This is a genomic window from Terasakiella sp. 4MB5A, from assembly GCF_050058155.1.
GTDB lineage: Bacteria > Pseudomonadota > Alphaproteobacteria > Rhodospirillales > Terasakiellaceae > Terasakiella > Terasakiella halodenitrificans.
The window spans coordinates 3406454-3429821 of the sequence record NZ_CP188815.1; the positions used below are offsets into that span (position 1 = coordinate 3406454).

The window sequence follows — 23368 nt, forward strand, 5'->3', positions numbered from 1 at the left end:
TGCCCCAAAACCGTCACTTTACGTGCATTGAAAAGTATGAATATATTTTAGAACGTATCAAATGAGGGGGCTCATGACTTTTTATAGAAAGCAAGATGGTGATCCATCTGCTGCACAGGCCTGTACATCAGCATCAACAGGCGTGCCGGACTATTTACGCGAAACTTATACTTGGGCATATTTGAATCCGAAAACGGTGCCGTGGCTCAGTTCTGCACCCGTGGTTGCCGCAATTTTATGGGGGAATGCGTCCCGTTTGATCCGCAGAACGGTAGTAGAGATTGAACCCGGCTCCCGCGTACTGCAAGCCGCCGCCGTTTATGGCCGTTTTTCAACCAAACTCGCCCATGCTGTCGGTGAAAACGGGCAACTCGATGTTATTGATATCGCGCCTATTCAAGTTGAAACAGCGCAAAAACGCGTTGAAGGTATGACTCAAGCCAAGGTCATGCATGGGGATGCGTCTATTGTACGTTCAACCCCATATGATACGGTGGTTTGCTTCTTCTTACTGCATGAAGTCCCGGAAGCCATGAAAAGTAAAATTGTTTCCGCTTTGCTGGCTTCAACAAAGCCCGGGGGCAAAGTCGTCTTTGTCGATTACCACAAACCGGCATCTTTTCATCCCTTAAAGCCCGTTATGAACAAGATTTTCGATTGGCTGGAACCTTTCGCAAAAGGCTTGTGGCATAAGGAAATTGAAGAGTACGCACCTAACGACAACGATGTCGTTTGGCGCAAAGAAACCCTGTTTGGTGGTATGTATCAAAAAGTAGTTGCCGAACGCCGCAAGCCTACTTGATCAAATGTTCCCATAACATCAGACCTGCGAAAAACAGCAAGAAAGCCCCGGTGCTGGCATTCACCGTTTTTTGAACCCGTGGACGCGACAACCATGCTTTAACAGCGTCTGCTGCCCAAGCCAGTGGGGCTTGCCATAAAACATTGATCAGGACCAAAACAAGGGCCAGAATGACCAACTGTAAGGTGATATTCCCTTTTTGCGGGTCAACAAAATTCGGCAATAAGGCCAAAAACAAAATAATGACTTTGGGGTTGAGCAAGTTACAAACCATGGCATCAATCATGGCCTTTTTCCACGTAATTTGTGGCCCTTGGCTGTCAAACTTCAGGGTCGTTCCCCGAAAGCCCTGAATGCCGATCCATGCCAGATAAGCCGCCCCAAACGTCGCCACCAATTTAAACAAAATGGGACTAGAGGCAATAATCACGGAAATACCGAAAATCGCCAGCAAGGTATGACCAACCAGCCCGATTTGTACCCCCAGAACCGTCGCAAACCCGACATTGCGCCCAGAATTCAACGCATAACGCAAGATCAGAACCGTGTCAGGACCGGGGGAAAGTACAATGGCCCCAGCCGTAAGCGCAAAGGCCAGCAAAGTTGCAGGATCAATCGGCATCACACATGTTCTTTCAACCAGTTTGCAATCGCATCAATGGCTTCCATCTGGTTTTCGCGCATGGTCCGCCCTGATAGGACACGGGGTTTGAGATCGTGATCCCCATCATCAGCCCAATGAAAATCAATCGTATCGGGCAAGCCATATTCGACCACCTCGTCCCACCAACCAAAACTGTCGCGTGCACCTTGGCAGATCAATGTTGGTGTTTTAAGCGTCATCAGATGATCAATGCGCAGATGCTCTTTTTCCGACTTGCCCAAAGGATGAAACGGATACCCGGTGACGCAGACACCCTTAACCGAGGTACCTTCGTCTTCCAACTCGGCCGCAACCATTGTCGCCATACGCCCCCCCAATGATTTCCCACCGATGAACAAATTATCGCTACCGCCAAGGTCCGTTATGACCTCCCGCCAAGCCTTCAACAATTTGGGTGTCCGGTCTGGCGGGCGTTTCTTACCGGTTTCCCGGCGTTTTTGCATATAGGGAAATTCAAAACGAACAACCCGTATATCGCGTTCGCCCAAACCTTCAGCAACCCGTTCCATGAATTTACTATCCATTTGTGCACCGGCGCCGTGGGCATAAACAAACGTAATATCGGCATTTTCGGGGCCGTTGAACAAATAGTTCATGGTATTTTCCTTTTGAATTGTGTAAGGCCTTCGCCTAGAGTTTAGACGACATTAAGCTAACGCAAATAAAAAAGGATGCAAGCCATGCTCAACGCGATTGATGCAATTCGTATTTTTTCCGGTGATTTTGAAGAAACACGGGACTTTTTTGTCAACGCACTGGGGTTCGTCATCGGATTTGAAGGCGAAGGGGTTGCCGTTTACGACTTGGCAGGTACCAAACTGATTCTGGAAGAATTGGACCTGAGCGAACCGGAAGCCGCTGGCATGGTCGGACGTTTTACCGGTATTTCCTTTGCTGTTGATGATATTGACACTGCCTATAAAGACCTGAAAGCCAAGGGTGTTCATTTTGAAGGAAAGCCGGAACGTGAAGAATGGGGCGGCGCGCTCGCGCATTTCCGTGACCCGGCCAACAATGTCTTTACCTTGGTTCAGTATCCCCAGCAAAACTAATCCTCACGTCCGAATGTGGCGAGAAAACCCGCAGGCCCGTCTATAGCCTAACCTGAGCGATTAATATTCAGGATGGAGATAAAGATGGGACATATGCGGGTTTTTGATTGGGGTCTCCTTCTGACCTTGTCTCTTTTGTGGGGCGGATCATTCTTTTTTACTGAAATCGCTTTACGCGAAGTCACACCGCTTGTCACCGTATGGGGACGTGTGGCTTTGGCTTGTCTGATACTCTGGGTTATTCTTCGACTACGCAGCATACAGATGAGCTGGGATCGACGACTTTGGGCCTCTTTTCTCGTTATGGGCTGTTTGAATAATGACATCCCTTTCAGTTTAATCGTCTGGGGACAGCAGGAAATCAGCGGATCCCTTGCCTCTATTTTCAATGCAACAACACCTTTTTTTACCGTGATTCTTGCACAATTTTTAACACAGGATGAACGTTTGACCCTGCTCAAAGCCATTGGACTTCTGGTCGGGTTTTCCGGTGTCGTGCTTATGGTCGGGATGGAAGCTTTTCAAGGTCTAGCCTCTGCGTTCTGGTCTCAAGCAGCTATTTTGTTGGCAGCTATTTCTTACGGGTGTGCCGCGATCTGGGGACGACGGTTTAAGGGGATAGACCCGATGGTGACCGCCACCGGACAGGTCTCGGCCTCAAGCCTGATTATGACCCCTCTGGCCTTATGGCTTGGTTTTCCACAGGGCTATTTTATACCGTCCAGTGATGTCCTAGGGGCAATATTGGGAATTGCCTGTCTGTGTACAGTGGCGGCATATATACTGTACTTCAAAATATTGGAAACAAGCGGGGCCACCAATTTAATGCTGGTGACATTCCTGATCCCGCTGAGTGCAATTACATTGGGCAGCGTTTTTTTACAGGAAACATTATCGACGGACCAAATCGCAGGAATGGTGTTAATCCTATTGGGATTGCTGATTATGGACGGACGAATGCTGCGCAGCATTCGTTTTAAAACAATGAGTTAAGTTTTGGCAATCGTGGAAAATTGCGCACGAGTCAAACTTTGTAAATCTATGGGGCTGAGCTCTATTTCAAGTCCGCGTTTACCGGCACTGACAAAAATGGTGTCCTGTCCTTGTGCACTGTCATCAATGAGCGTTGGTAATGATTTTTTTTGACCCAGCGGACTGACTCCGCCCAAAACATACCCCGTCGTGGATTGCACCTTGCGCGCATCCGCCATCATCACCTTTTTGGCTTTCAATGATTTCGCCGCCGCTTTTAAATCCAGCATAGAATTCACAGGAACAATACAAACTGCCAACTGGTTTTGATCCGTGGCAATAACCAGTGTTTTAAAAACCCGGTTCATCGCAATATTCATTTTCTCAGCAGCTTCTTCACCATAGGAAGGGGCACTGGGGTCATGTTCATATTGATGGATTTGAAACGTGATCTTTTTCTTTTTTGCCAAATCAATCGCTGGGGTCATAAAAATTACGCCACGTGTTGTTGTCTCTGTTCTGCTTCATAGGGTCTAATAACACTGCCTGCGTGTCAAATATCAAAAAAATAAATCAGGCGAATCAGTCTTTCTCAGTAAATATCCCTCCGTCAAACAAGTGCCATATTTAATACTTTAAGAGGAAAAAAGACCATTTTCTTCGTAAGAAAAATGCGTCAAACACCGCTTTTTTATAAAAATAAACCATAAAAGTTGCGTTCATATGTGGAACGGATATTCTTTTGTGAAACTTATAACATTATAAAAAGCTTAGGCAAGAAACTGGGCAAACTTACGTCCTAAGGGGAAACGATGCAGTCGTCTATTAAGAGATTGCCAGAAAAACAAAAAACCGCAATGGTCGCACTCGTCTGTTTTATGGTGCTTATATTGTGCGCAAATATGCGCGCCTATGCTGGTTTGTCGTTTGAAAAATTTTCACAAAACCATAATGCGGTCATTCTTGTGATCGACCCCAAAAGCGGTAAAATAATTGATCTCAATCCGTCTGCCAGTACATTTTACGGTTATAGCCGTGATGAACTTTTAAAAATGGGTATTCAGGATATTAATGTCCTGACCAAAGAAGAGGTTGCACAAGAACGATTACGCGCCAAAAATGAACGACGAAATTTCTTTATTTTTCGGCACCGTTTGAAAAACGGTGAAGTAAAAACGGTTGAGGTGCTTTCCAACCCGTATGAGTTTAACGGAAAAGATGTTCTAATTTCCATCATTCACGATATTTCCCGTCAACGTGAAATTCAGGATGACCTTTGGCATTATCAAACTCAATTGGAACAAATGGTTGACCGCCAAACAAATAAATTAGTCGACTCTTTCCAAACACAAGTGACCTTGTTGGTCAGTGGTATCATTGTTTTGCTGGTGATGATTGCGGCCTTGGGATGGGCTGTAAAACAGCAAAATGAAGCCAAAAAATCAGCTCAGGATAAGCGCAAGCAACTGGATGAAATTATTTGGAGTACCAACGTCGGTACCTTTGAATGGAACATTCAAACCGGAATTGTCAATATTAATGATCGTTTCGCAAATATGTTGGGATATTCGGTTGAAGAATTAGAACCTGTCACCGTCAAAACTTGGCAGCAAAACACCCATCCCGAAGACCTGAAGGTTGCCCTTAGCCTCCTTGAAAAGACCTTCGACCGGGACTTGGATTATTATGAAACCGAATTTCGTATGTTTCACAAAAATGGCAGCTATATTTGGATTCTTTCGAAAGGCAATGTGGTTGAATGGACGCATGACGGTTTACCGCTACGTATGTCGGGTACGCATAGCGACATTACCCAACGTAAAGAAATGGAAGCTGAGTTACGTAAAGCCAAGAAAAGTGCAGAAGACGCCAATCGGACAAAAAGTGAATTTCTAGCAACGATGAGCCATGAACTTCGTACACCTATGATGGGGATACGCGGAATTCTGGAACTCTTGCGGGGCAATGACTCAATTGTCCGTGAAGAGGGAGAGTTACTGGATGATCTGGAAGAATCTTCCAATAATTTAATGGTGTTACTGGATGATATTCTTGATTTATCAAAAATTGAGGCTGGAAAATTACATCTGGATAAAACCGTATGTTCTCCGGCTGAAATCCTAAACAACGTTGTCAGTCTGTTTCGTCCCGGTGCCGTTAAGAAAGGGCTGGAACTTAACAGCCATAGCGGCCCGTTTACCGACTATTGGTGTGAAGTTGATGAAATTCGCTTGCGCCAAATTATCTCTAATCTGGTGAGTAACGCGGTTAAGTTCACTGAACAGGGCCAGATTGATATTTCAATGGATGTGGACAAAAAAGAAGATGGCAATGATGTTCTGAAAGTTTCCATTCGCGATACTGGAATTGGAATTCCCGAAGACTATCTCGGCATTATTTTTAATCGTTTCTCACAAGCAGACCAAAGTCTGTCCAAAAAATATGGCGGAACCGGCCTGGGGCTCGCCATCTCCCATGAATTGAGCGAAATGATGGGGGGGGAGTTCAACGTGAAAAGCGAACTCAATAAAGGCACCACTTTCGCTCTAACTTTACCTGTAAAGGCAGTTCAAAAACCAGAAACAGCATTACAGCCCAAAAATCGAATTTTACCCCCATTGAATGTCTTAATGGCAGAAGATAATGTGATAAATCAAAAAGTCATTAGTTCCATGTTAAGCAAGGGCGGGCATGCCGTTACAATTGCAAATAATGGACTAGAGGCAGTTGAGTATGCCGCAAAAGAAGCTTTCGACCTGATTTTAATGGACATTCAAATGCCTGAAATGGATGGGATGGAAGCCTCTCGCGAAATTCGGAGGACCAGCGGGCCAAATGCACGTAAACCCATTGTGGCTTTTACCGCCGATGCTGTAAAAGAACATCGTGAGGATTTTCTAAAATCGGGAATTGATGCCGTTGTCATCAAACCTGTGAAATTTGATGTTCTCTGTGCTGAAATCGCAAAAGTTCTATAAAACCAGCTATCCATTGCCAAGATAATGCGAGATCATATCAATTGTTTGTTGCCTGTGCGGATTGTTATTGAATGTAGCATTCCAGACAATCACATAATGAATCAAAACAGTCTTAGCTTAATAAATGAGAGATTTATCATACTGCACCCCCTTTGGGAGATGGGAGCACGGTAAAAGTATCAAGGTAGGACTCAAATAGGGCGTAGCAAAATTCAGATTTTAAAACCATCCCCCCTAAAACAACTTTGCCAATATGAAGATCTGTAAAGAAGTTTTGCTTCTTCGCCATTGAAACGATAGTGTGTAGCCCTTGCGTCTCATCACTTTATGAGACACATAACAATGCCGAAGCGATTTAGAGAGATAAAGATGGCAGACTATACAACGAAGCAACTTGAGGAAACGATTCGAATCCTTAACCTGATGAATGAAGATCAGACCTTGAAACAAAAGGTTGATCAAGCCGCACAGGCCTGCATTCACGCGCTTCAAAATTCCGGTAAAGTTTTGCTGGCAGGAAATGGTGGCAGTGCGGCGGATGCCCAACATATTGCTGGTGAATTGGTTAGCCGTTTTGCCTTTGACCGTCCGGGTCTCGCTGCGATCGCTTTAACAACAGATACATCCATTCTAACAGCAATCGGCAATGATTATGGCTACGAGCGTTTGTTTGCCCGGCAAGTGGAGGCTTTAGGCGCACAAGGCGATGTCTTTATTGCCTATTCCACATCAGGATCATCCCCAAATATTATCGCTGCACTTGAAGAAGCCAAGGCGCGTGGCTTGACGACAATCGGTCTGACGGGAAACCGCAAAGGCACCATGTGTGATCTCTGCGATTTTTTACTGGAAGTCCCGTCTGCTGATACACCTAAAATTCAGGAAGGCCATTTATTACTGGGCCATACGATTTGCGGATTGGTCGAAAATGCTATTTTCAAAGCACCTTAGACCAAACCCGGGAAATATTGACCGTCATAATGAGTTAGGTCTTAATTATGACCCTACCCTTTTTTGAATTAAACTTTGTAGTATCGGTTGATGGTATTTACCCCAATAGGGTCCCCAACAGCAATCATGGTCCAAGTCCTGTTCAACGCGATAGAGAATCCGAGCGCGAACAATTTTCTTCATCTTATTGATCTCATTGATGCTTAAGGCATTGGGAATAATTGTATCGCCCTTCCCCATTACATGAATTTGAGGGACGGTTAAAATTTGTGAATAGATTGGATCGGTATCCAATGATTGTGCCAGTGGCGTTATCTTATGATGACGCGTCCAACTCGTATGATTAAGCAATCCAGCTAAAGAAACAATTCCCTGCACATCTGTGCGTCGGGCTGCAACCAGCATAGCAACCGTTGCCCCTCCGGATCCGCCCACCAAAATGACGTTTTGTCGGTTTTTTTGCTTCAAAGCCTTATCAATTGCTTCATTCATATCTGCGATGACAACCTCATTAAAACGACCATCTGTCCATAACGCATATTGGCAATTGACGCCTTTTCCCTCGTTAATCACATATTGACAGGGCCGGGCAATATAGACGGCATCAAATGTGGTGTCCTGCAGGGCAACAGACAACATAAAAGGTTCTTGAGGTGTTGGATCCGGCGATATTCGGTTCACATCAATCCAGGCTGATCCATCACCTTCAATATAAGCAATTAAAGGGAGATCGGGCGCAGACCGTTTTGGAGAAAGATAGCTTTTAAGCGTGAAATGTGCCGTTTCAATATAAGTGGGAACCCACTGGCTTTCACGGGTTAATTCATAAGCTTTATCATAGGCGCGATCAGTGTGGATATTTAAGCAGCCACCTAAAAATAAAGCAAGCAAAAGGGCCATGCATTTCTGCATGACCCTTTTTACTTGATGACAAACTGTCATACTGCAAACTTACGCTTAGAATTTGAAGCGAACAGTTGCAGAAGCAGTTGTGCTCTCGAAGTTGTCGCGACCAACTTGGGTTTTAACATTCAAGCTACCGTCAACGGAGCCATCTTTAGAACCCACTCGCAGGCCAAGACCAAGGTCAAACGCATCAGCGTCGTTGTTGATCTCGTCTTTGAAGTCACGCAGATAATCTACGGAAGCAAACGGTGACAGGTTCAACTTGCCAGAGTTAATGGCATAGCTGGCTTCAGCACCGATACGACCTTGGCTGGTTTTGCTTTGAGAAGCAGCAACAACGTTGCCGTTGCTTTCTACGAAGCCGTCAGTATCGCGGTCAGACCACAAGTAACCAACGCGACCAGTCAAACCGATGTTCTTGATTTGCTTGCTAGCAGACAATGTTGTTGCTGCGAACCAAGTTTTGGCATCGGTAGAAGCCGTAGTTGCACCATTTTGACGATCTTGGTCAACATCACCCCATGTGTGACCGAACATACCAGTCAGGTTCACATTATCAGTGATACGGATAAGAGCATACGGTGCGAGAGTTGTAGATTTCTCTTCGTACGTACCAGAGTTAAACGTGGTATCTACGTCAGTAGACGCATAACCGACAGAAACACCAGCCATTAACTTGTCAGTGAACCACTTATCGATACCAACGTTGAGAGCAGCAACGTTACCATCGAAGTTTTCGTTCACTTTATCACTTTCGATCCAAGTGTAAGACAGGTTCGCCCAAACAGAAACTTTACGTGTTTCGTTACCAGCGCCATAACCGTGTTGCTTCGCAGAATCGAACAAGCTAACAGTTTGCTTAGTGTTACCACCTTCAAACTTAGTAGTCGGAGTAGGAGTGACACTAACGCCACCGCCACCAACAGCACCAGAAATGACACCAACGATGGCATCCAAGTGAGCCGACACGTTATTTACGTTAGCTACGGCAATTGATTTCGCAACAACCGGAGCAACGACTGATGAACCTGCTGCATTCGGACCGGACGAATACGTCTCGGCGGATGCTTGCGTTGAAACCAACGCAACAGCTGCACCAGCAATTAGAATTTTACATTTTGAGAACATGGTTAGTTCCATTCCCCTTGATTATAGATTTACTTCAATTGCAATTGAAGATTTCAAACTGACCCAGACTGCTTGCACACTGTGCCAGCTCTCAATCAATAGCTAATAGACTTTTATTTGCCGCGGTTTGCAACTAAAAAAAGAGAGAATTGAGTCCTGCGTGTCACTGTGTGGCATTTTAGCTACACTCGCGGGGTTTAGTGGCGCTCACCAAGCCCTAAAAGCACAATTTTAAAGGTTTTTAGTGTGATTATAATGTCAAGCCAGACCGACCAATTCTGTATATACCAAGAATCGAGCTCAGCTCTTTTAGTGAAAGTCGTATGGCTGCGCCCGTTCACTTGCCACAAGCCCGTAATGCCGGGAATAGTACGTGTATAGTTCTCAAAATTTATACCATAGCTTTTAATTTCGCGTGGTAACAGAGGGCGTGGACCGACCATACTCATATCACCTTTCACAACGTTTAGGAGTTGCGGAAGTTCATCGATCGAATATTTCCTTAAAAAATGTGCTCCTTTAATCAATCGCGGATCCCTATCTAATTTAAAGTTATTTTTTTCATACTCCGCCCATGTATCCGGTGCATTTTTTTTCCAACGCACCAGTGTTTGATGAGCACCAACTTCCATCGTGCGAAGTTTAAGACAGGGAAAATTTTCTCCGTTCAACCCAATCCGCTTTTGCCGAAAAAGAGCAGGTCCCTTAGACACCGAACGGATCCAAATGGCAGCAAGAATAAGTATCGGCAACGACAACGTAAGAAGAAGACAGGCGATTATCAGGTCGAAGAGGCGTTTTATTTTTTTATAAAACCAATTATCCAGCGCATTCTGCATACGCATCAACAGATAATGTTCACCAAATATGGGCTCAATGTTGGAATGAAAAATTGGCAACTGGAAATAAGATGGCAAGAGCATAACCTGATGACCGTGACGTAAAGCTTCTACGGCAACTTCTTGCTGTTCGTGCTCTTTTTCTTTGGAGAAACAGATTAAAACTCTCAGGTTATGGCGGATTTTCAGGCGACCAAAATCACGTAGATTGACCGTTTGATATTCATTTTTGGGATTTAGATAGCTTTTGCCATTTGTTTTGAGAAACGATTCGGCCAAATAGTAGCCTGAAAATTGTTCATTTCGAATCAGGTTTTTAACGATATCCAACCCATTTAAATCGCCAAAAAAAAGGACAGGAAGTTTCCAGCATCTCATTCATTTAAGAATCGCAATGCTGACATAGCGCCCAAAGAGGAGAACAAAAGGAGCCATCCCCCAGGTTAAAGCGACCCAAAGCCTCGGGAAGGCTTTTTGTAAAAGGTAGGCGGAGGCAAAATCAGCGACGCCAACAATTAAGACCATTAAGAAAATTTCGTTAAACAGCATAATCGGCATACGCCTGCGCGTGTAATGCCCTTTGGCTGTAAAAACCAGCAATAAGATCAAGATAAAGGCGCCGTATAACCACAATCGTTCGACAAAAAGGCTAACGTTCCATTCAAACAGAATCTCAGTATTAGGGTAATCAACAAACAGCCAGCGCATATAACGCGCCAGTAAAACAGAAGCAGTCAAAGATAAAAAATCGATACCGAGCGTAATGCAAAAAGCGATTGTCGTTTTTTTCCATACAGGTATCGCATTAATACGATCTTCTATTTTTTTGAGTTTGGCATTCATTGCATTTTGCTATGTTGTACGAGGGCTGTATGCGCAGTTTTCAATTGTTGAATTAAGCTATCCGGGATTTCCAAAAAACGTCTTAAGTCGTGTTTTTCGACAGCATCTACCATATTTTCAATAGCCTTGATACGCTTTTTGTTATCGGTGTTCGCGAGTTCCAGTTGTCCGATAAACCAAAGCGCAACCGGATTTTCATTATCGTACTGATAGAGATCATTTAGAATAATGCTTGCCCACTCCCGTTCAGATTGTTGAGTTTGAGGTGAGACAGCATAAGTCAAATAAGGAATGAGAAGCTCACTACGATGCGGTGCCGTTTCCAACAAAATAGAAGCCGCATATGACCATTCGGAAAGAATAACGGATTTTAACGCCTGATATTCTTTTTCCGAGCGCTGGATATTCTGGAAATCAGACGCCAACAGGAGATATTCCATAATAAGGGCATTTCCAGGACTGGATCGTAATTGGCGTTGAGCCATTTCCACAAGATATTGTGTCCACAGAAAATCATCATATTCCAGACTTTGCCCGTCAGGAGCTGCAGTAATATAACGATACCCATCCCGTAGGGCACGTTGGAAAGAAATATTACCGCGCAAATGATCATCCGCAATTGTGTTAAATGCTTTATCCTGACGTGCCAGAAAAACATTTTTATCCAAATGCATGTTTTGTTGGTACACCCAGATTGATGCCCAAATAAGACCCCCAGAGAAAATAACGCCCCCAGTTGCCTTTAGAATTCTAAGTTTTGCATTTACCTGTTTAACCGAAGAATGATCCAGCGTTGTCGCCATAATAAAGGCCAACAGTGGAATAACGGTTGCAAATTCAAACCAGAGAGAAGCAATCGCGATATAGCTCGCAGCTGTACCGACAACGATCCCTTTGTGTTGCGCCTGCGCTTCTTTTATCCAAAAGATAAAGATAGAAAGATAAAGAACCAGAGCGACCGGCCCACCCGAAAATACCATTTCATAAGGAATGGAATGGGTGTGAACATAATCACGCGAAAAGGTATCCCATGTCGGATTGAGGAAATCCTGCCCGGAAAAAACCAGATATTTTTGGATAGCAAAGAGGGAATGCCCAAACCCGTTACCAAAAATATATGTAAGCCATCCACCATCATCAAAGGCGTAGGCCGTAATACTAAACATTAAACTGCGCGACCATAAAGAATAGAACAAGGTAAACTCGCCCAATTCGTTTGCCTGATAGTCACGCCCAACCCACAAGATCAATATGAAAATAGATATAGGGATAATAATAATAGAAAGACTTGCCAGAAAGAGAACGGTTTTATTGATTTTTAGGGATGCATAACGCTGAACCAGAACCGTTATCAACCAACCACCAAACCCACAGACCAGCACAATGACAACTGCACCACGGTTGTCCCCTAGATATGCAACGACCATTCCCGCGATAAAACCCAAAAGAATCGCAGCATTGTGAATATTAGCTTTAGTCGTCACATTATAGGCTAAAAAATAAATCAGTGCAGGAACCAGAACGGCAAAAACACCCAGATAATCTGGAAAGAAAAAAAGCTTATAAGGGGATCCAACGGGAAGCGGGTTTACAATAACCCCATAGCCAATCAGGACCAGCGCACCAATACAGACCGAAATCGTAATGAAACGTTTTTCTTGAGCAAAATACCCTGCAATAAGAAAACCGGATAAAACAAAAAAGAGGGCCGCACCTTCTGCGAGTTGTGGGCTTCCCAACAAACTTAATAAAGGATAAGGCGCAAAGACAGAAGAAAGCGTCGCCCATAACGCCAATGCAATGGATACCTGAATGGTACGGGGCAAAGGTGTTTGCGGGTGTGTATATAAGAACCACGCATTCCACAACCATGCCAATCCACCCAGAGCAAAAACACTCACAACTGTTGGTTCAGCATCTTGCCAAACACCGAAGCGAAAAACAGGCAATGCGGCAAAAGTTGAGATTGCGCCCAAGCACAATATCAGGCTAACTGATAGGTATCTAAATTTATCGGCAGTCATTTTCATTACATTTGATAAGATATTGATGCGCGGCAACAAGTTATTACATATTTTGGACCGTTACGTCCTCCCCCTATGTTTGTACATACTTTCCCTTGTATGGCGGAAGAAAAAATTTACCAAAAGTCCAAGAAAAATTGGAATCTTGAAATTAGTCGCCATCGGGGACCTGACGCTGGCAACATCTTTGTTGCTGGATATGCGCAAAACATACCCGGATGCCGAACTTCACCTTTACTTGGGGAAAGACAATTCAGCGCTTGCCGATATGTTACCTGTACCTGATGTGCATGTCAGCGTTTTAAGCATCGCCAATCTGTTTGGGAATATCTTCAAATTACGCAAGGAACGCTTTGACCTGTTTATTGATTTAGGGGACTGGACTCGTTATGAAGCCTTGCTCAGCGGCTTATCTGGGGCAAAACGTATTCTCGGTTTTGAGACACCGGGGCAAAACCGTCACTACCTTTATAGCGATTGCGTCGTGCATGACGCTACACGCCACCAACTCAGCAACATTCAAAATTTAGCACACCTTGCCGGTGGCAAGGGGGATCAGGCAGCAGCGTTATCCTGCCCGAATTTGGACGATGCACCTGTTGCGGTTGATATGGATCAACCCGTTGTCCTTTTGCACCCATGGCCGTCCGGTATTTATCGCGAACTGAAAGAATGGCCAAATGATCATTGGGCGCGTTTAAGCCAAAATCTGATAAAAAAAGGCTATCAGGTTTATGTCAGCGCCGCTCCGAATGATCGGGATCGACAGAATCGTTTATTTCAAGAATTCGATTTATACAAAATTCATGTTCACGATCTGTGTGGTAAACTGACTTTAACGCAATTGGTTTGGCTTTTTTGTAAACATCCGAATTTAACATTGGTCAGTGTCAATACGGGCATTATGCATATGGCAGCGACATGTGGGGTCCGCACCATTGCCTTAAACGGGCCGACAAACCCAAAACGGTGGGGGGCTATTGGCCCGAAAGTGACCAATATCTCCCCACCCGGTCATATTGAATCGGGATATCTGAACCTTGGTTTTGAATATCCCGAAGATAAAACACCGATTATGCAGCATATTGCCGTATCCTCTGTTTTACGAACGTTCGAGGACTAACCAAATCACATCACCGGCTTTTAATGAAAAGGTCGCCTGAACTTTTAAATCGACAAAACCGTCAGAAGGCGCTTCGCCCTGATCGCTTAAGCGTTGCGCCTTGATCACCTGATAGGGTCCATCGATATCAACGGCGATGTTGGCAGGCGCATTGCTGGCTTCTGCCAAACCGAATAACACCTGCACACGCCCCTGATCATCTTCCCACGCAAGCGCCGGTAACCAGACGGTCTGCCCCTTAACTGTCAGGCGCACAGCCTTGCGGCTTTCATTATATTTCGCAAATAACCACCATGGGGCACGTTTGGCACGAAGGTCGTCCGTCACGAGACCGCTTAATGTATCGCTGTCACAATAATAGAGGCTCTCCTCCTCATTCGGCCAACAGGCTTTGGCGGCGGCATCAATGCGGGCATTTTCCAATTGCCATAAATAGGTCAAGGTTGTACCAGGTGAATATTGCGACCCGCGCCCGCCAAATTCATCAATATGGATGCGCTTGATTTTCAATGGGGTATAGCGTGGATTATTCATAAAGTGATGGCGAACATAAGCGACATTTTCAGGAATAGCCGAAATCCGCGTGTGGAGCGAGTGCCAGGTTAAAACATCGATCTGTAGCTTTTCTTTCAAGGAAAAATCGAGAAAATCCTGCAAATATTCTTTATCGAATTGAACAAAAGAAGGACCGGCAATCAGGGCCGTGTCGCCCAGTTCTTCGCGAATGACATTATGGGCAATTTTCCAAGTTTCAAAATACTCTTGGCGGGAGAATCGCCAGAAATGTTTTAAATCCGGTTCATTCCATATTTCCCAGACCCAGACTTTATCTTTAAACGTCCGCACCAGTTGGCGAACATGATTTTCCCATTCGGTTTTCAGCTCATGGGGCGGCTTCATATGTTCCCCAAACCCCCAACTGTCGGCTAACACAAACTGATACAGTGCTTTTCGGTGTTGAAGACGGGTGATAAAACCTTCAGCCGTTCGCCCGGAACGCCAATAGTCGAAACCCGTTTGATCAATAAAATCATCTGCGGGTTGCTGCCCGTTGATCCCGTGAATAAGCCCCATTAAAAAAGACGGATTGTCCTGAGTTTCCGAGGATAAATGCAAGGTCAGTTGTTTGGGATAATCCGGTGTCTCGCTGTTTAACGTGCCGGAAAAAAACAGCCCGATCAAACAGAGGGAAATAAAATAATAAGGAGTATTTTTCATAAGAGACTGACCCAAAAGTATTTGTTATTTTAATTTAAACAGAAATTTTTGTTTTGAACACCTCAGGTAATGCGGGTCATTTCGCTTGAATTGTGTGATCATCATCACCGCAGCAGATTTATAATCTGTTATTGATAATTAATGTTGCGGAAGTCTTCCGTACCCATTATGAAGCCCGTCCCATTTTCACAAAGGATATTGATATGAACAAAACCGATCTCGTCACTGCTGTTGCCACTGCGGCTGACCTTTCTAAAGCCGATGCGACACTTGCAACCGATGCTGTATTTGATGCCATTACAAATGCATTGAAAGATGGCGATACAGTCCAACTGGTCGGATTTGGTTCTTTTGGTATTACAGAACGTGCAGCCCGTGACGGCCGCAACCCGCGCACTGGCGAAACCATTAAAATTGCAGCTTCCAAACAGCCGAAGTTCAAAGCGGGCAAAGGTCTTAAAGACCTCGTAAACGCTTAAGCCTGAGACTTTAAGGGGTGATCATGTCACCCCTTTTATGCTTAGTATTTAAAGGGTGTCGCTCACCAATTTGATCCCCAAAGCCCCTAAAAGACCTGCTGTTATACGGTCAATCGTTGTCTTTGCCTGCGCATAGATTTTCCGGGGCCTGCTGTTCGATAACAGAACGGCGACAACTGTGTACCAGACGAATTCCAGCAGAAAAATCATCGGAACCAATACAAGGTACAGCACCATGTCCGGTTCGCGGTTCATAAACGTCGCAAAGACACTGGCAAAAACAATGGCTGTTTTTGGATTGCTGATTTGCGTCAAGAAACCAAGAATCACACCCTTGAGCATCGGACGTTTCGCCTGTTGTCCCGTTTGAACCCGTACCTCGGATAAAGGGTTTTTCGCATTTACAAATATTTTGTATGCGAGATAGACAAGGTAACTCCCGCCCAAAACTTTAAATCCGACATAAAGCCGGGGCACAGTTTCAAAAATAACGTGCAAACCGCCCAAAGCCAGCACGGCAAAAACGGCACTGGCCAATCCGATCCCAAACGCAACCGCAACCCCTTTGCCCCGGGAACCACCCAAAGACGATTTAGCCACAACGATAAAACTCGGCCCCGGGCTGATCGCACCGATTAATAACGTTCCGATAATCGGAAGAACAACAAGCAAAAGATCCATCCCATGTATTCCCTTTTCAAAAAAACGCCTAGGCTTAAATATGATATCAGATTTAGCTATAGTCCGTGACCCCTAAACCAAAAGCTTGGTAACTGTACCCAGAACTGGAACTACCGTGCTGAAGAAGGAGAACCTCCATAATGAAGAAAAATAACTTGAAGATGATCTTGAGCGAATTTATGAGCCTAACCACCTCACGCAAGACGCTTCCCTTGAAGACTGTTTATGTTTTCTTAGACGTACTCACGGTACCGGAGCAGAGTCCACAGACTTACGCAAACAGAATGGACCTAACAAAATCCGCAATAGCAAAGCAACTTGATTACCTAGAAGAACTAGACTTAGTTAACCGAGTCTCAAACCCTGTCAATGGTCGTGAGAAACTCGTCTGCTTAACTCCTAAAGCAAAACTTTTGGAAGCAAGAATAAATCAGCAACTGGGAGCTTAGGACCTGTTGAGTTCAGGGGACAGCCACCGAATTAGACTCGCCCCTCAAAAAAAGCCTATCTCATCAACTTTTACCGTAAAGCGACTTACCCTCAAAAGGTATTTCGAACGCCCTTCCTCTCCCCTCTCCCCTCTCACCCCACCTTGTTACAATTCGTTACACAAAGGGACTTCCAAGACATTTCAGAGTTACATAATCTTGTTAAACATGCATTTATTGCAATTGATTTAATTGATTAAAAGTTTTGTAAACCGATGATGTCTTTAAAGACCTTTTTGCTCGTAGGCGGGTGTCTGGCCCTGAGTGCCTGTAATGCCGATCTTAATCGGCTGATGACGCGTGATGCCATTGAAGCGCCGGCCAATTGGCAGGAAGCCGTACAAATCGACCCCATTGATGAAAACTGGATCGATAGCTTCCAAAGTACAGAGCTTTCCAGCCTGATCGATCGCGCCCTGCAACATAATATCGAGCTAAAAAAACGGGCTTATGATCTCCAGATCAAGGAACAACTGCTCCTCTCGGCACAGAGTTCTTTCTTTCCGACACTGGATTTCAACTTTTCACAAAAACGTTCCGGCCTGACAGAAGGCGGGGCGGCGACCAACGCAGCCTCCATCGGCCTTGATCTCGCTTATGAACTGGATGTCTGGGGCAAAATGTCGGATAGCGAGCGCGAAGCCAAGCTCGCCTTGATGTCGACGCAGGCCACATTTCAACAGGCCCGCCAACAATTGGCCGCTGACGTTGCAACCGCATGGCTGGATATTATTGAGGCCAAAAAATTGTTAAGCCTTTATCTGCAACGATTTGCCAATGCACAAGATAATCGCATCATCATTGAAAGCGGCTATGAAAAAGGATTGAACGAAGCCCTTGATGTCTATCTCGTGCGTAACGAACTCGATGCGGAACAAGCCACGATTGAACAACAAAAAACCGTCATCACCACCGCCATCCGCACCTTGGAACGCTATCTGGGGGAATATCCGAAAGGTTTGCGTGCCATTAACGATGATCTCCCGGTTTTAAACAGCCCGATGCGCACCGGCCTCCCCAAGGATTTAATCGAGCGCAAAGCCTCCCTCAATGCAAGCTGGCGTGATCTGTTATCTGCAAATGCCGCCCTTGCCTATGCCCATAAAGCCCGTTTACCCAGCCTGAAATTCTCAGCTGACATCAAGGATTCCGCAACCCTTGCCAATAAGTTATTTAGCGGTGCCCCTTTTGCATGGTCCTTGCTAGGGAGTTTAAGCGCCCCGATTTTTGATGCCGGTAAACTCGCATCTGCCGAAGAAGTCGCGCGTTTAGAACTACGTCAAGCCGAAGCACAATATCTAAGTGACGTTTTTGAGGCTTACAAAGAAGTCGAAAATGCCATTTCAGAAGAACTGAGCCTTGAAAAAAGATTTGAATCGACAAAATATGCTGCTGAAAACGCAAAAATTGCAGCAGACCTTTCTTTCCAGCAATATCAACGTGGCCTGGTTGAATATACCACCGTACTGGAATCGCAGACCCGCTATTATGATGCGGAAGTCAGTGCCATCAAAATTCAAAGCCAGTTGGCCGCTAACCGTATTAAACTCCATCTGGCCTTAGGCGGAGATTTCGCCCAAGCGAAAACAGACGTTGAGGAAGCCCGATGAAACACAAAAAGCTTTTACAAATCGCCCTTCCTGTTGCCCTTATTGCCCTCACGGCCTTAACTGTTGCGCTGATTATGAAAAATCCACCGCAAGCCCAATACGGCAAAGCTGCCGCAACTGCAAAAATTCCGGTGCGTACCCAAGTTATTGAACGCGCACCCTTTAACGTCACCATTGACAGTTACGGCACCGTTCGTCCCCGCACCGAAACCCTGCTGAGTGCGCAAGTATCCGGCCAGATTATCGATATTAACGACAATTTCCGCGAAGGTGGTTTCTTTAAAAAAGGGGATATCCTGATCAAACTGGATGCCCGCGATTACCGTGCCAAGGTCAAAGTGGCAGAAGCCGACCTTATCCTTGCCAAACAGACCTTGTCTGAAGAAGCCGCCCATGCCGCACAAGCCCGCGATGATTGGGCAAGACTGGGTAAAAAAGGCAAGCCCAACGATCTGGTTTTACGCATCCCCCAACTGGAAGCCGCCAAGGCAAGCGTTCTGTCTGCCCAAGCCCAACTGGATATCGCCCGTCTTGATCTCGAGCGGACCGAGATTAAAGCCCCCTTTGATGGGCGTATTCTGACCAAATATGTCGATATGGGACAAGTTGTTGCCGCCAATGCCCAACTGGCCGACATTTATGCCACCGATTATGTGGAAGTCCGCCTACCGATCAAAAACAAAGACCTGCCCCTGATTGATTTGCCAACAGAAAATGCCCAAAACGACAATACAAACGGCCCAACCCCAGTCTTGCTTTATTCAGACCTGATCGGCAGTCAACAATGGCAAGGCAATCTGGTCAGAACCGAAGGGGCCATCGACAGCGACACACAACAGCTTTATGCTATTGCCCAAATCGAATCCCCATTTAGCCAACAAGGTCCCTTGATTAAAATCGGCCAATATGTCACCGCCAGTATCATCGGGATCACTTTACCCGATGCGATCAAAATACCAACAAGCACGATCTATCAAGGTAGTTTTGTTTATGTCGAAAAAGAGGGATTAATCAACCGGCGCGACATCAATATTTTATGGCAAAATCAGGAAGATGCCCTCATCACCGAAGGTTTGGAATCGGGCGAAAATCTTGTGCTGACACCGCTTGGCAATGTGACATCGGGCACAGCCGTCAAGGTCATACAGAGTAGCGATACCGCTGAGGGCAAACAGACATGATTACCTGGTTTGCCAAAAACAGTGTTGCCGCCAATCTTCTGATGATCAGCATTCTGGTTGCCGGCCTGTTCAGCCTGAACACCAGCATCCCGCTGGAAGTTTTTCCCTCATTTGAAACCCATGTGGTTTCCGTCAGAGTTTCCCTACCCGGTGCAACACCGCAGGATGTTGAAAAAAGCGTTACCATCCGTATTGAAGAAGCCGTGCAGGACCTGCAAGGTATTGATCAAATCCGCAGTACCTCTGGTGAAGGCAGCGCCGTCGTTTACATCGATATTGATGATAATTACGACCCGCAGACCTTGCTTGCCGATATCAAAAGCCGGGTCGATGCGGTCAACACTTTCCCAGGTGATGCCGAACGCCCGGTGATTTCATTGGCCCAACACACCCATGATGTCATTACCGTAACCCTTGCCAGTGATTATGGCGAACAGGAAACCCGCGAATACGCCCAAAATTTACGTGATGAAATGTTACGCCTTGACGGTGTAACCCAATTGGAACTGGACGGCATACGCAATTACGAAATCACCATCAATGTCTCGCAAAACAGTCTGCGCCAATATGGCCTGACACTGAGTGACATATCCAGTGCCATCGGCAAATCAAGTATTGATATTTCATCCGGGAATTTACGCACCTTAGGTGGTGATATTTTGCTACGTTCTTCCGGGCAGGCCTATCGCAAAAACGACTTTGCAAAGATTGCGATCAAAACCAATAAAGACGGTTCTAAACTGCTATTGGAAGACATTGCCCAGATCAACGATGGTTTTGAAGAAACCCCGGTTCGCACGCGTTTCAACGGAAAAAATGCCGTCTTTATCGAGGTGTACCGGATCGGGGATCAAAGCGCGATTGATGTTGCCGATAAGATCAAAACCTTCATTAAAGATCGTCAAGCCACCTTGCCGCAAGGTTATGAGCTGAGCTATTGGGACGATGATTCCGCCATTGTTAAAAACCGGATTTCCACCCTGACCAACAGTGCCTTACAAGGTGGTATTCTGGTCTTGGCGCTCTTAACCCTGTTTTTACGTCCTGCCATTGCATTTTGGGTTTTTATCGGAATCCCTATCTCTTTCATGGGGGCGTTTCTGCTGATGCCTGTCTTCGGTGTCACCTTGAATGTCCTGAGTCTATTCGGGTTCATTCTAGTTTTAGGGATCGTCGTGGATGACGCGATTGTCACCGGAGAAAATATCTATACCCACCTGAACCGGGCAGAATCCGGTGAAGATGCCGCCATCAATGGGACACTTGAGGTCGCAAAGCCCGTCACTTTCGGTGTTTTAACAACGGCTGCCGCCTTTCTACCGCTTGCCTTTATCGAAGGTATGCGTGGTCCGATGTTCAGCCAAATCCCAGCCGTTGTCATCCCGATTTTACTATTTTCTCTTATTGAATCAAAATTTGTGCTCCCCTCCCATCTCAAGCACATAAAACTGAGAACGCAAAAAACTAAAGTCAGTCGGTTCGAAAAATATCAACAAAAATTTGCCGATGGTTTTGAACGTGCCATTTTAAAACACTATCGCCCTATACTGGATGTCTGTTTAAACAACAAGTTGACGACCTTACTGTCCTTTTTGTCGATCTTTTGTATCTTGATTGCACTGATCCTCAGCGGCTGGACCAAATTCACCTTTTTCCCACGTATCCCCAGTGAAACGGTACGTGTGACCTTGACCATGCCTGCCGGAACCCCGTTTGAGGTGACCAACCGCCATGTTCTGAGCTTGTCAAAAAATGCGGAAAAACTCCGTGAGAAATATCGCAACCCGGAAACTGGCGAAAGCTTTATCCTCAACATCCTGTCTGTTACCGGCGGGCGCGGTGGCACCAGCAACGAAGGGCGCGTACGGTTTGAAATCACCCCCCCTGAACAACGCAATGTCGAAATTTCCTCACAACAACTGGTCAATGAATGGCGTCAGCTTAACGGGGATATTGCCGGGGCGGAGAGTATCACCTATCGTGCTGAACTCGGGCGCGGTGGGGACCCCATAGATATTCAATTAAGCGCTAATTCCCTGCAAACACTGCGCAAAGTCAGTGAAATCGTTAAAGATCATCTTGCAACCTACCCCACTGTGTTTGACATTTCAGACACCCTTTCCGATGGCAAAGAAGAATTGCAGATTGAACTCACCGATCAAGGAAAAGCCATCGGCCTTACCCGTCAGGAAGTCGCCAGCCAAATCAGAAATGCCTACTACGGGGTACAAGCCCAGCGTATTCAACGCGGACGTGACGATGTAAAAGTCATGGTTCGCCTGCCGTTGGAGGAACGTCGCTCCATCTCAAACTTGCAAAGCCTGTTGATTAAAACAAGCAATGGCAACGAAATTCCATTGGCACAGGTCGCCACCTTAAAACCCGGAAAAGGACCGTCTGCCATCAATCGGATCGATCGTTTTCGCACCGTAAATATCAGTGCTGATATCGAAAAAAGCAAAACGAATATGACAGTACTGACCGCCAGCCTACGCGATTTTATGGATGAACTGGTCACACGTTACCCCGATGTCGGTTATAGTCTGGAAGGAGAGGCACGCGAACAACGGGAATCTTTTGCCTCCCTCGGTTGGTCCTTACTAGGGGTCTTGTTTGCCATTTATGTACTGCTGGCTATACCGTTCAAATCCTATACACAGCCCTTTATTGTCATGAGCGTTATTCCCTTCGGTCTTGTCGGCGCTGTCCTTGGCCACTGGATCATGGGAAGCAACCTGACCTTGCTCAGTCTTATGGGCATGCTGGCCCTGACCGGTGTTGTCGTAAATGATGCCCTTGTTCTTGTCGATTACATCAACCAGCAACGCGAACGTGGCATGGTCTTGCAACGCGCCATTCTAAATGCCGGAACAGCACGTTTTCGCCCCGTCATGCTGACCAGTTTAACCACTTTTATCGGTCTTGTTCCCTTATTGTTTGAAAAATCAACACAAGCGCAATTTCTCATTCCTATGGCGATATCATTAGGGTTCGGCATATTATTTGCCACCTTCATCACCTTAATTATGATCCCGGTAAATTATATGTTGCTGGAACATGCCCGCCAGTTCCTCAGCCAGCTCTACACACTTAATAAAGCTAAAAGTAAAATGCATTGATATCAATAATTTAACCAAATAAGATTAGAATATTTTTAAATTACGAATCCAAGCTACATTCCTTAGAAAACAATTCTCTTTCCCATTTTTTAGCTATAGACGAGCATGACCAATCAGATAATAAAATTTCTATTTACATTCTAATTGTCAGTAAAGATTTTTTACTCCACTAGCATAAGTAGAACCATTTTTAACAAATAAGGGAAGAAAAACCTCAACCCTGGTTTGTAAGCCTTTAAAATACATACCTCATTCAAATCTTGTAACTCAATTTTAGATTGCCATATCTTGAATAACTACAGGCTTATCT

21 protein-coding genes are annotated in these 23368 nt (G+C 45.4%); 11 read left to right on the plus strand and 10 right to left on the minus strand.

All coding sequences use genetic code 11. The features are described from left to right. Positions 1 to 73: 73 nt before the first annotated feature. Positions 74 to 802: a rhodoquinone biosynthesis methyltransferase RquA gene (gene rquA / locus ACI0FF_RS16195; protein WP_419797800.1), complete on the plus strand. Its 729-nt coding sequence runs from the start codon at positions 74 to 76 to the stop codon at positions 800 to 802. Here rquA and ACI0FF_RS16200 read toward each other — a convergent pair. Together ACI0FF_RS16200 and ACI0FF_RS16205 are read right to left on the minus strand one after the other, a co-directional pair. After that, positions 795 to 1424, minus strand: a complete 630-nt coding sequence (locus tag ACI0FF_RS16200; protein ID WP_419797801.1) for a LysE family translocator — start codon at positions 1422 to 1424, stop codon at positions 795 to 797. The genes rquA and ACI0FF_RS16200 overlap by 8 nt on opposite strands. Then, positions 1424 to 2062 (minus strand): alpha/beta family hydrolase, encoded by a 639-nt coding sequence (locus tag ACI0FF_RS16205; protein WP_419797802.1) that lies wholly within the window; start codon positions 2060 to 2062, stop codon positions 1424 to 1426. The genes ACI0FF_RS16200 and ACI0FF_RS16205 overlap by 1 nt, the downstream gene beginning before the upstream one ends. Before the next feature lie 84 nt (positions 2063 to 2146). Here ACI0FF_RS16205 and ACI0FF_RS16210 point away from each other — a divergent pair, with 84 nt between their 5' ends. Then, on the plus strand, positions 2147 to 2518 hold the full coding sequence (locus ACI0FF_RS16210) for a VOC family protein (protein ID WP_188663706.1): 372 nt from the start codon (positions 2147 to 2149) through the stop codon (positions 2516 to 2518). Positions 2519 to 2602: 84 nt separating this feature from the next. Then, positions 2603 to 3511: a DMT family transporter gene (locus ACI0FF_RS16215; protein WP_419797803.1), complete on the plus strand. Its 909-nt coding sequence runs from the start codon at positions 2603 to 2605 to the stop codon at positions 3509 to 3511. On the opposite strand, the gene ybaK is transcribed toward ACI0FF_RS16215, so the two are convergent. Beyond that, on the minus strand, positions 3508 to 3978 hold the full coding sequence (ybaK, locus tag ACI0FF_RS16220; protein WP_419797804.1) for a Cys-tRNA(Pro) deacylase: 471 nt from the start codon (positions 3976 to 3978) through the stop codon (positions 3508 to 3510). The two genes, ACI0FF_RS16215 and ybaK, sit on opposite strands and share 4 nt — an antisense overlap. A gap of 324 nt (positions 3979 to 4302) precedes the next feature. Here ybaK and ACI0FF_RS16225 point away from each other — a divergent pair, with 324 nt between their 5' ends. Beyond that, the gene (locus tag ACI0FF_RS16225; protein WP_419797805.1) at positions 4303 to 6468 is read left to right on the plus strand and encodes an ATP-binding protein; all 2166 of its coding nucleotides are present in this window, start codon (positions 4303 to 4305) and stop codon (positions 6466 to 6468) included. Between the two features lie 369 nt (positions 6469 to 6837). Then, positions 6838 to 7419, plus strand: a complete 582-nt coding sequence (locus tag ACI0FF_RS16230; RefSeq protein ID WP_419797806.1) for a D-sedoheptulose 7-phosphate isomerase — start codon at positions 6838 to 6840, stop codon at positions 7417 to 7419. Between the two features lie 45 nt (positions 7420 to 7464). Here the strand turns inward: ACI0FF_RS16230 and ACI0FF_RS16235 are convergent, their stop codons facing one another. The 5 genes from ACI0FF_RS16235 to ACI0FF_RS16255 all read right to left on the minus strand — a co-directional run bounded on the left by ACI0FF_RS16235 (position 7465) and on the right by ACI0FF_RS16255 (position 13159). After that, positions 7465 to 8319, minus strand: coding sequence for an alpha/beta fold hydrolase (locus ACI0FF_RS16235; protein ID WP_419797807.1), 855 nt, complete (start codon positions 8317 to 8319; stop codon positions 7465 to 7467). A gap of 57 nt (positions 8320 to 8376) precedes the next feature. Continuing rightward, the gene (locus ACI0FF_RS16240; protein ID WP_419797808.1) at positions 8377 to 9465 is read right to left on the minus strand and encodes an autotransporter outer membrane beta-barrel domain-containing protein; all 1089 of its coding nucleotides are present in this window, start codon (positions 9463 to 9465) and stop codon (positions 8377 to 8379) included. Positions 9466 to 9650: 185 nt separating this feature from the next. Further along, positions 9651 to 10670, minus strand: a complete 1020-nt coding sequence (locus ACI0FF_RS16245) for a sugar transferase (protein ID WP_419797809.1) — start codon at positions 10668 to 10670, stop codon at positions 9651 to 9653. After that, a complete protein-coding gene (locus tag ACI0FF_RS16250; RefSeq protein WP_419797810.1) occupies positions 10671 to 11135 on the minus strand; it encodes a hypothetical protein in 465 nt (154 codons plus the stop codon). Beyond that, positions 11132 to 13159: a hypothetical protein gene (locus ACI0FF_RS16255; RefSeq protein WP_419797811.1), complete on the minus strand. Its 2028-nt coding sequence runs from the start codon at positions 13157 to 13159 to the stop codon at positions 11132 to 11134. The genes ACI0FF_RS16250 and ACI0FF_RS16255 overlap by 4 nt, the downstream gene beginning before the upstream one ends. A gap of 145 nt (positions 13160 to 13304) precedes the next feature. Here ACI0FF_RS16255 and ACI0FF_RS16260 point away from each other — a divergent pair, with 145 nt between their 5' ends. Then, positions 13305 to 14282, plus strand: a complete 978-nt coding sequence (locus ACI0FF_RS16260) for a glycosyltransferase family 9 protein (protein ID WP_419797812.1) — start codon at positions 13305 to 13307, stop codon at positions 14280 to 14282. Here ACI0FF_RS16260 and ACI0FF_RS16265 read toward each other — a convergent pair. Continuing rightward, a complete protein-coding gene (locus tag ACI0FF_RS16265) occupies positions 14262 to 15500 on the minus strand; it encodes a GH39 family glycosyl hydrolase (protein WP_419797813.1) in 1239 nt (412 codons plus the stop codon). The two genes, ACI0FF_RS16260 and ACI0FF_RS16265, sit on opposite strands and share 21 nt — an antisense overlap. A gap of 203 nt (positions 15501 to 15703) precedes the next feature. Between ACI0FF_RS16265 and ACI0FF_RS16270 the strand changes: the two genes are divergently transcribed. Continuing rightward, positions 15704 to 15979 carry an HU family DNA-binding protein gene (locus tag ACI0FF_RS16270; RefSeq protein WP_417821940.1) on the plus strand — a complete coding sequence of 92 codons (276 nt, stop codon included), beginning with the start codon at positions 15704 to 15706 and terminating at the stop codon, positions 15977 to 15979. A 48-nt stretch (positions 15980 to 16027) separates the two neighbouring features. Here ACI0FF_RS16270 and ACI0FF_RS16275 read toward each other — a convergent pair whose 3' ends face one another. Next, a complete protein-coding gene (locus ACI0FF_RS16275; RefSeq protein WP_419797814.1) occupies positions 16028 to 16660 on the minus strand; it encodes a LysE family translocator in 633 nt (210 codons plus the stop codon). Between the two features lie 140 nt (positions 16661 to 16800). On the opposite strand from ACI0FF_RS16275, the gene ACI0FF_RS16280 reads away from it, so the two are divergent. The 4 genes from ACI0FF_RS16280 (at position 16801) to ACI0FF_RS16295 (ending at position 23058) form a co-directional block, all read left to right on the plus strand. After that, positions 16801 to 17109, plus strand: a complete 309-nt coding sequence (locus ACI0FF_RS16280) for a hypothetical protein (protein ID WP_419797815.1) — start codon at positions 16801 to 16803, stop codon at positions 17107 to 17109. Between the two features lie 254 nt (positions 17110 to 17363). Continuing rightward, entirely contained in the window at positions 17364 to 18758 is a 1395-nt protein-coding gene (locus ACI0FF_RS16285; RefSeq protein ID WP_419797816.1) for an efflux transporter outer membrane subunit, read from the plus strand. After that, entirely contained in the window at positions 18755 to 19939 is a 1185-nt protein-coding gene (locus ACI0FF_RS16290; protein ID WP_419797817.1) for an efflux RND transporter periplasmic adaptor subunit, read from the plus strand. The genes ACI0FF_RS16285 and ACI0FF_RS16290 overlap by 4 nt, the downstream gene beginning before the upstream one ends. Beyond that, entirely contained in the window at positions 19936 to 23058 is a 3123-nt protein-coding gene (locus tag ACI0FF_RS16295) for an efflux RND transporter permease subunit (RefSeq protein ID WP_419797818.1), read from the plus strand. The genes ACI0FF_RS16290 and ACI0FF_RS16295 overlap by 4 nt, the downstream gene beginning before the upstream one ends. Positions 23059 to 23368: the final 310 nt, after the last annotated feature.

What these genes read in the sequence shown, in the direction of transcription:
- ACI0FF_RS16240 (WP_419797808.1), bottom strand. Translation starts at nt 9,465, where the DNA reads ATGGAACTAACCATGTTCTCAAAATGTAAAATTCTAATTGCTGGTGCA.
- ACI0FF_RS16205 (WP_419797802.1), bottom strand. Translation starts at nt 2,062, where the DNA reads ATGAACTATTTGTTCAACGGCCCCGAAAATGCCGATATTACGTTTGTT.
- rquA (WP_419797800.1), top strand. Translation starts at nt 74, where the DNA reads ATGACTTTTTATAGAAAGCAAGATGGTGATCCATCTGCTGCACAGGCC.
- ACI0FF_RS16225 (WP_419797805.1), top strand. Translation starts at nt 4,303, where the DNA reads ATGCAGTCGTCTATTAAGAGATTGCCAGAAAAACAAAAAACCGCAATG.
- ACI0FF_RS16275 (WP_419797814.1), bottom strand. Translation starts at nt 16,660, where the DNA reads ATGGATCTTTTGCTTGTTGTTCTTCCGATTATCGGAACGTTATTAATC.
- ACI0FF_RS16230 (WP_419797806.1), top strand. Translation starts at nt 6,838, where the DNA reads ATGGCAGACTATACAACGAAGCAACTTGAGGAAACGATTCGAATCCTT.
- ACI0FF_RS16295 (WP_419797818.1), top strand. Translation starts at nt 19,936, where the DNA reads ATGATTACCTGGTTTGCCAAAAACAGTGTTGCCGCCAATCTTCTGATG.
- ACI0FF_RS16255 (WP_419797811.1), bottom strand. Translation starts at nt 13,159, where the DNA reads ATGACTGCCGATAAATTTAGATACCTATCAGTTAGCCTGATATTGTGC.
- ACI0FF_RS16285 (WP_419797816.1), top strand. Translation starts at nt 17,364, where the DNA reads ATGATGTCTTTAAAGACCTTTTTGCTCGTAGGCGGGTGTCTGGCCCTG.
- ybaK (WP_419797804.1), bottom strand. Translation starts at nt 3,978, where the DNA reads ATGACCCCAGCGATTGATTTGGCAAAAAAGAAAAAGATCACGTTTCAA.
- ACI0FF_RS16280 (WP_419797815.1), top strand. Translation starts at nt 16,801, where the DNA reads ATGAAGAAAAATAACTTGAAGATGATCTTGAGCGAATTTATGAGCCTA.
- ACI0FF_RS16290 (WP_419797817.1), top strand. Translation starts at nt 18,755, where the DNA reads ATGAAACACAAAAAGCTTTTACAAATCGCCCTTCCTGTTGCCCTTATT.
- ACI0FF_RS16250 (WP_419797810.1), bottom strand. Translation starts at nt 11,135, where the DNA reads ATGAATGCCAAACTCAAAAAAATAGAAGATCGTATTAATGCGATACCT.
- ACI0FF_RS16270 (WP_417821940.1), top strand. Translation starts at nt 15,704, where the DNA reads ATGAACAAAACCGATCTCGTCACTGCTGTTGCCACTGCGGCTGACCTT.
- ACI0FF_RS16265 (WP_419797813.1), bottom strand. Translation starts at nt 15,500, where the DNA reads ATGAAAAATACTCCTTATTATTTTATTTCCCTCTGTTTGATCGGGCTG.
- ACI0FF_RS16210 (WP_188663706.1), top strand. Translation starts at nt 2,147, where the DNA reads ATGCTCAACGCGATTGATGCAATTCGTATTTTTTCCGGTGATTTTGAA.
- ACI0FF_RS16215 (WP_419797803.1), top strand. Translation starts at nt 2,603, where the DNA reads ATGGGACATATGCGGGTTTTTGATTGGGGTCTCCTTCTGACCTTGTCT.
- ACI0FF_RS16235 (WP_419797807.1), bottom strand. Translation starts at nt 8,319, where the DNA reads ATGGCCCTTTTGCTTGCTTTATTTTTAGGTGGCTGCTTAAATATCCAC.
- ACI0FF_RS16200 (WP_419797801.1), bottom strand. Translation starts at nt 1,424, where the DNA reads ATGCCGATTGATCCTGCAACTTTGCTGGCCTTTGCGCTTACGGCTGGG.
- ACI0FF_RS16245 (WP_419797809.1), bottom strand. Translation starts at nt 10,670, where the DNA reads ATGAGATGCTGGAAACTTCCTGTCCTTTTTTTTGGCGATTTAAATGGG.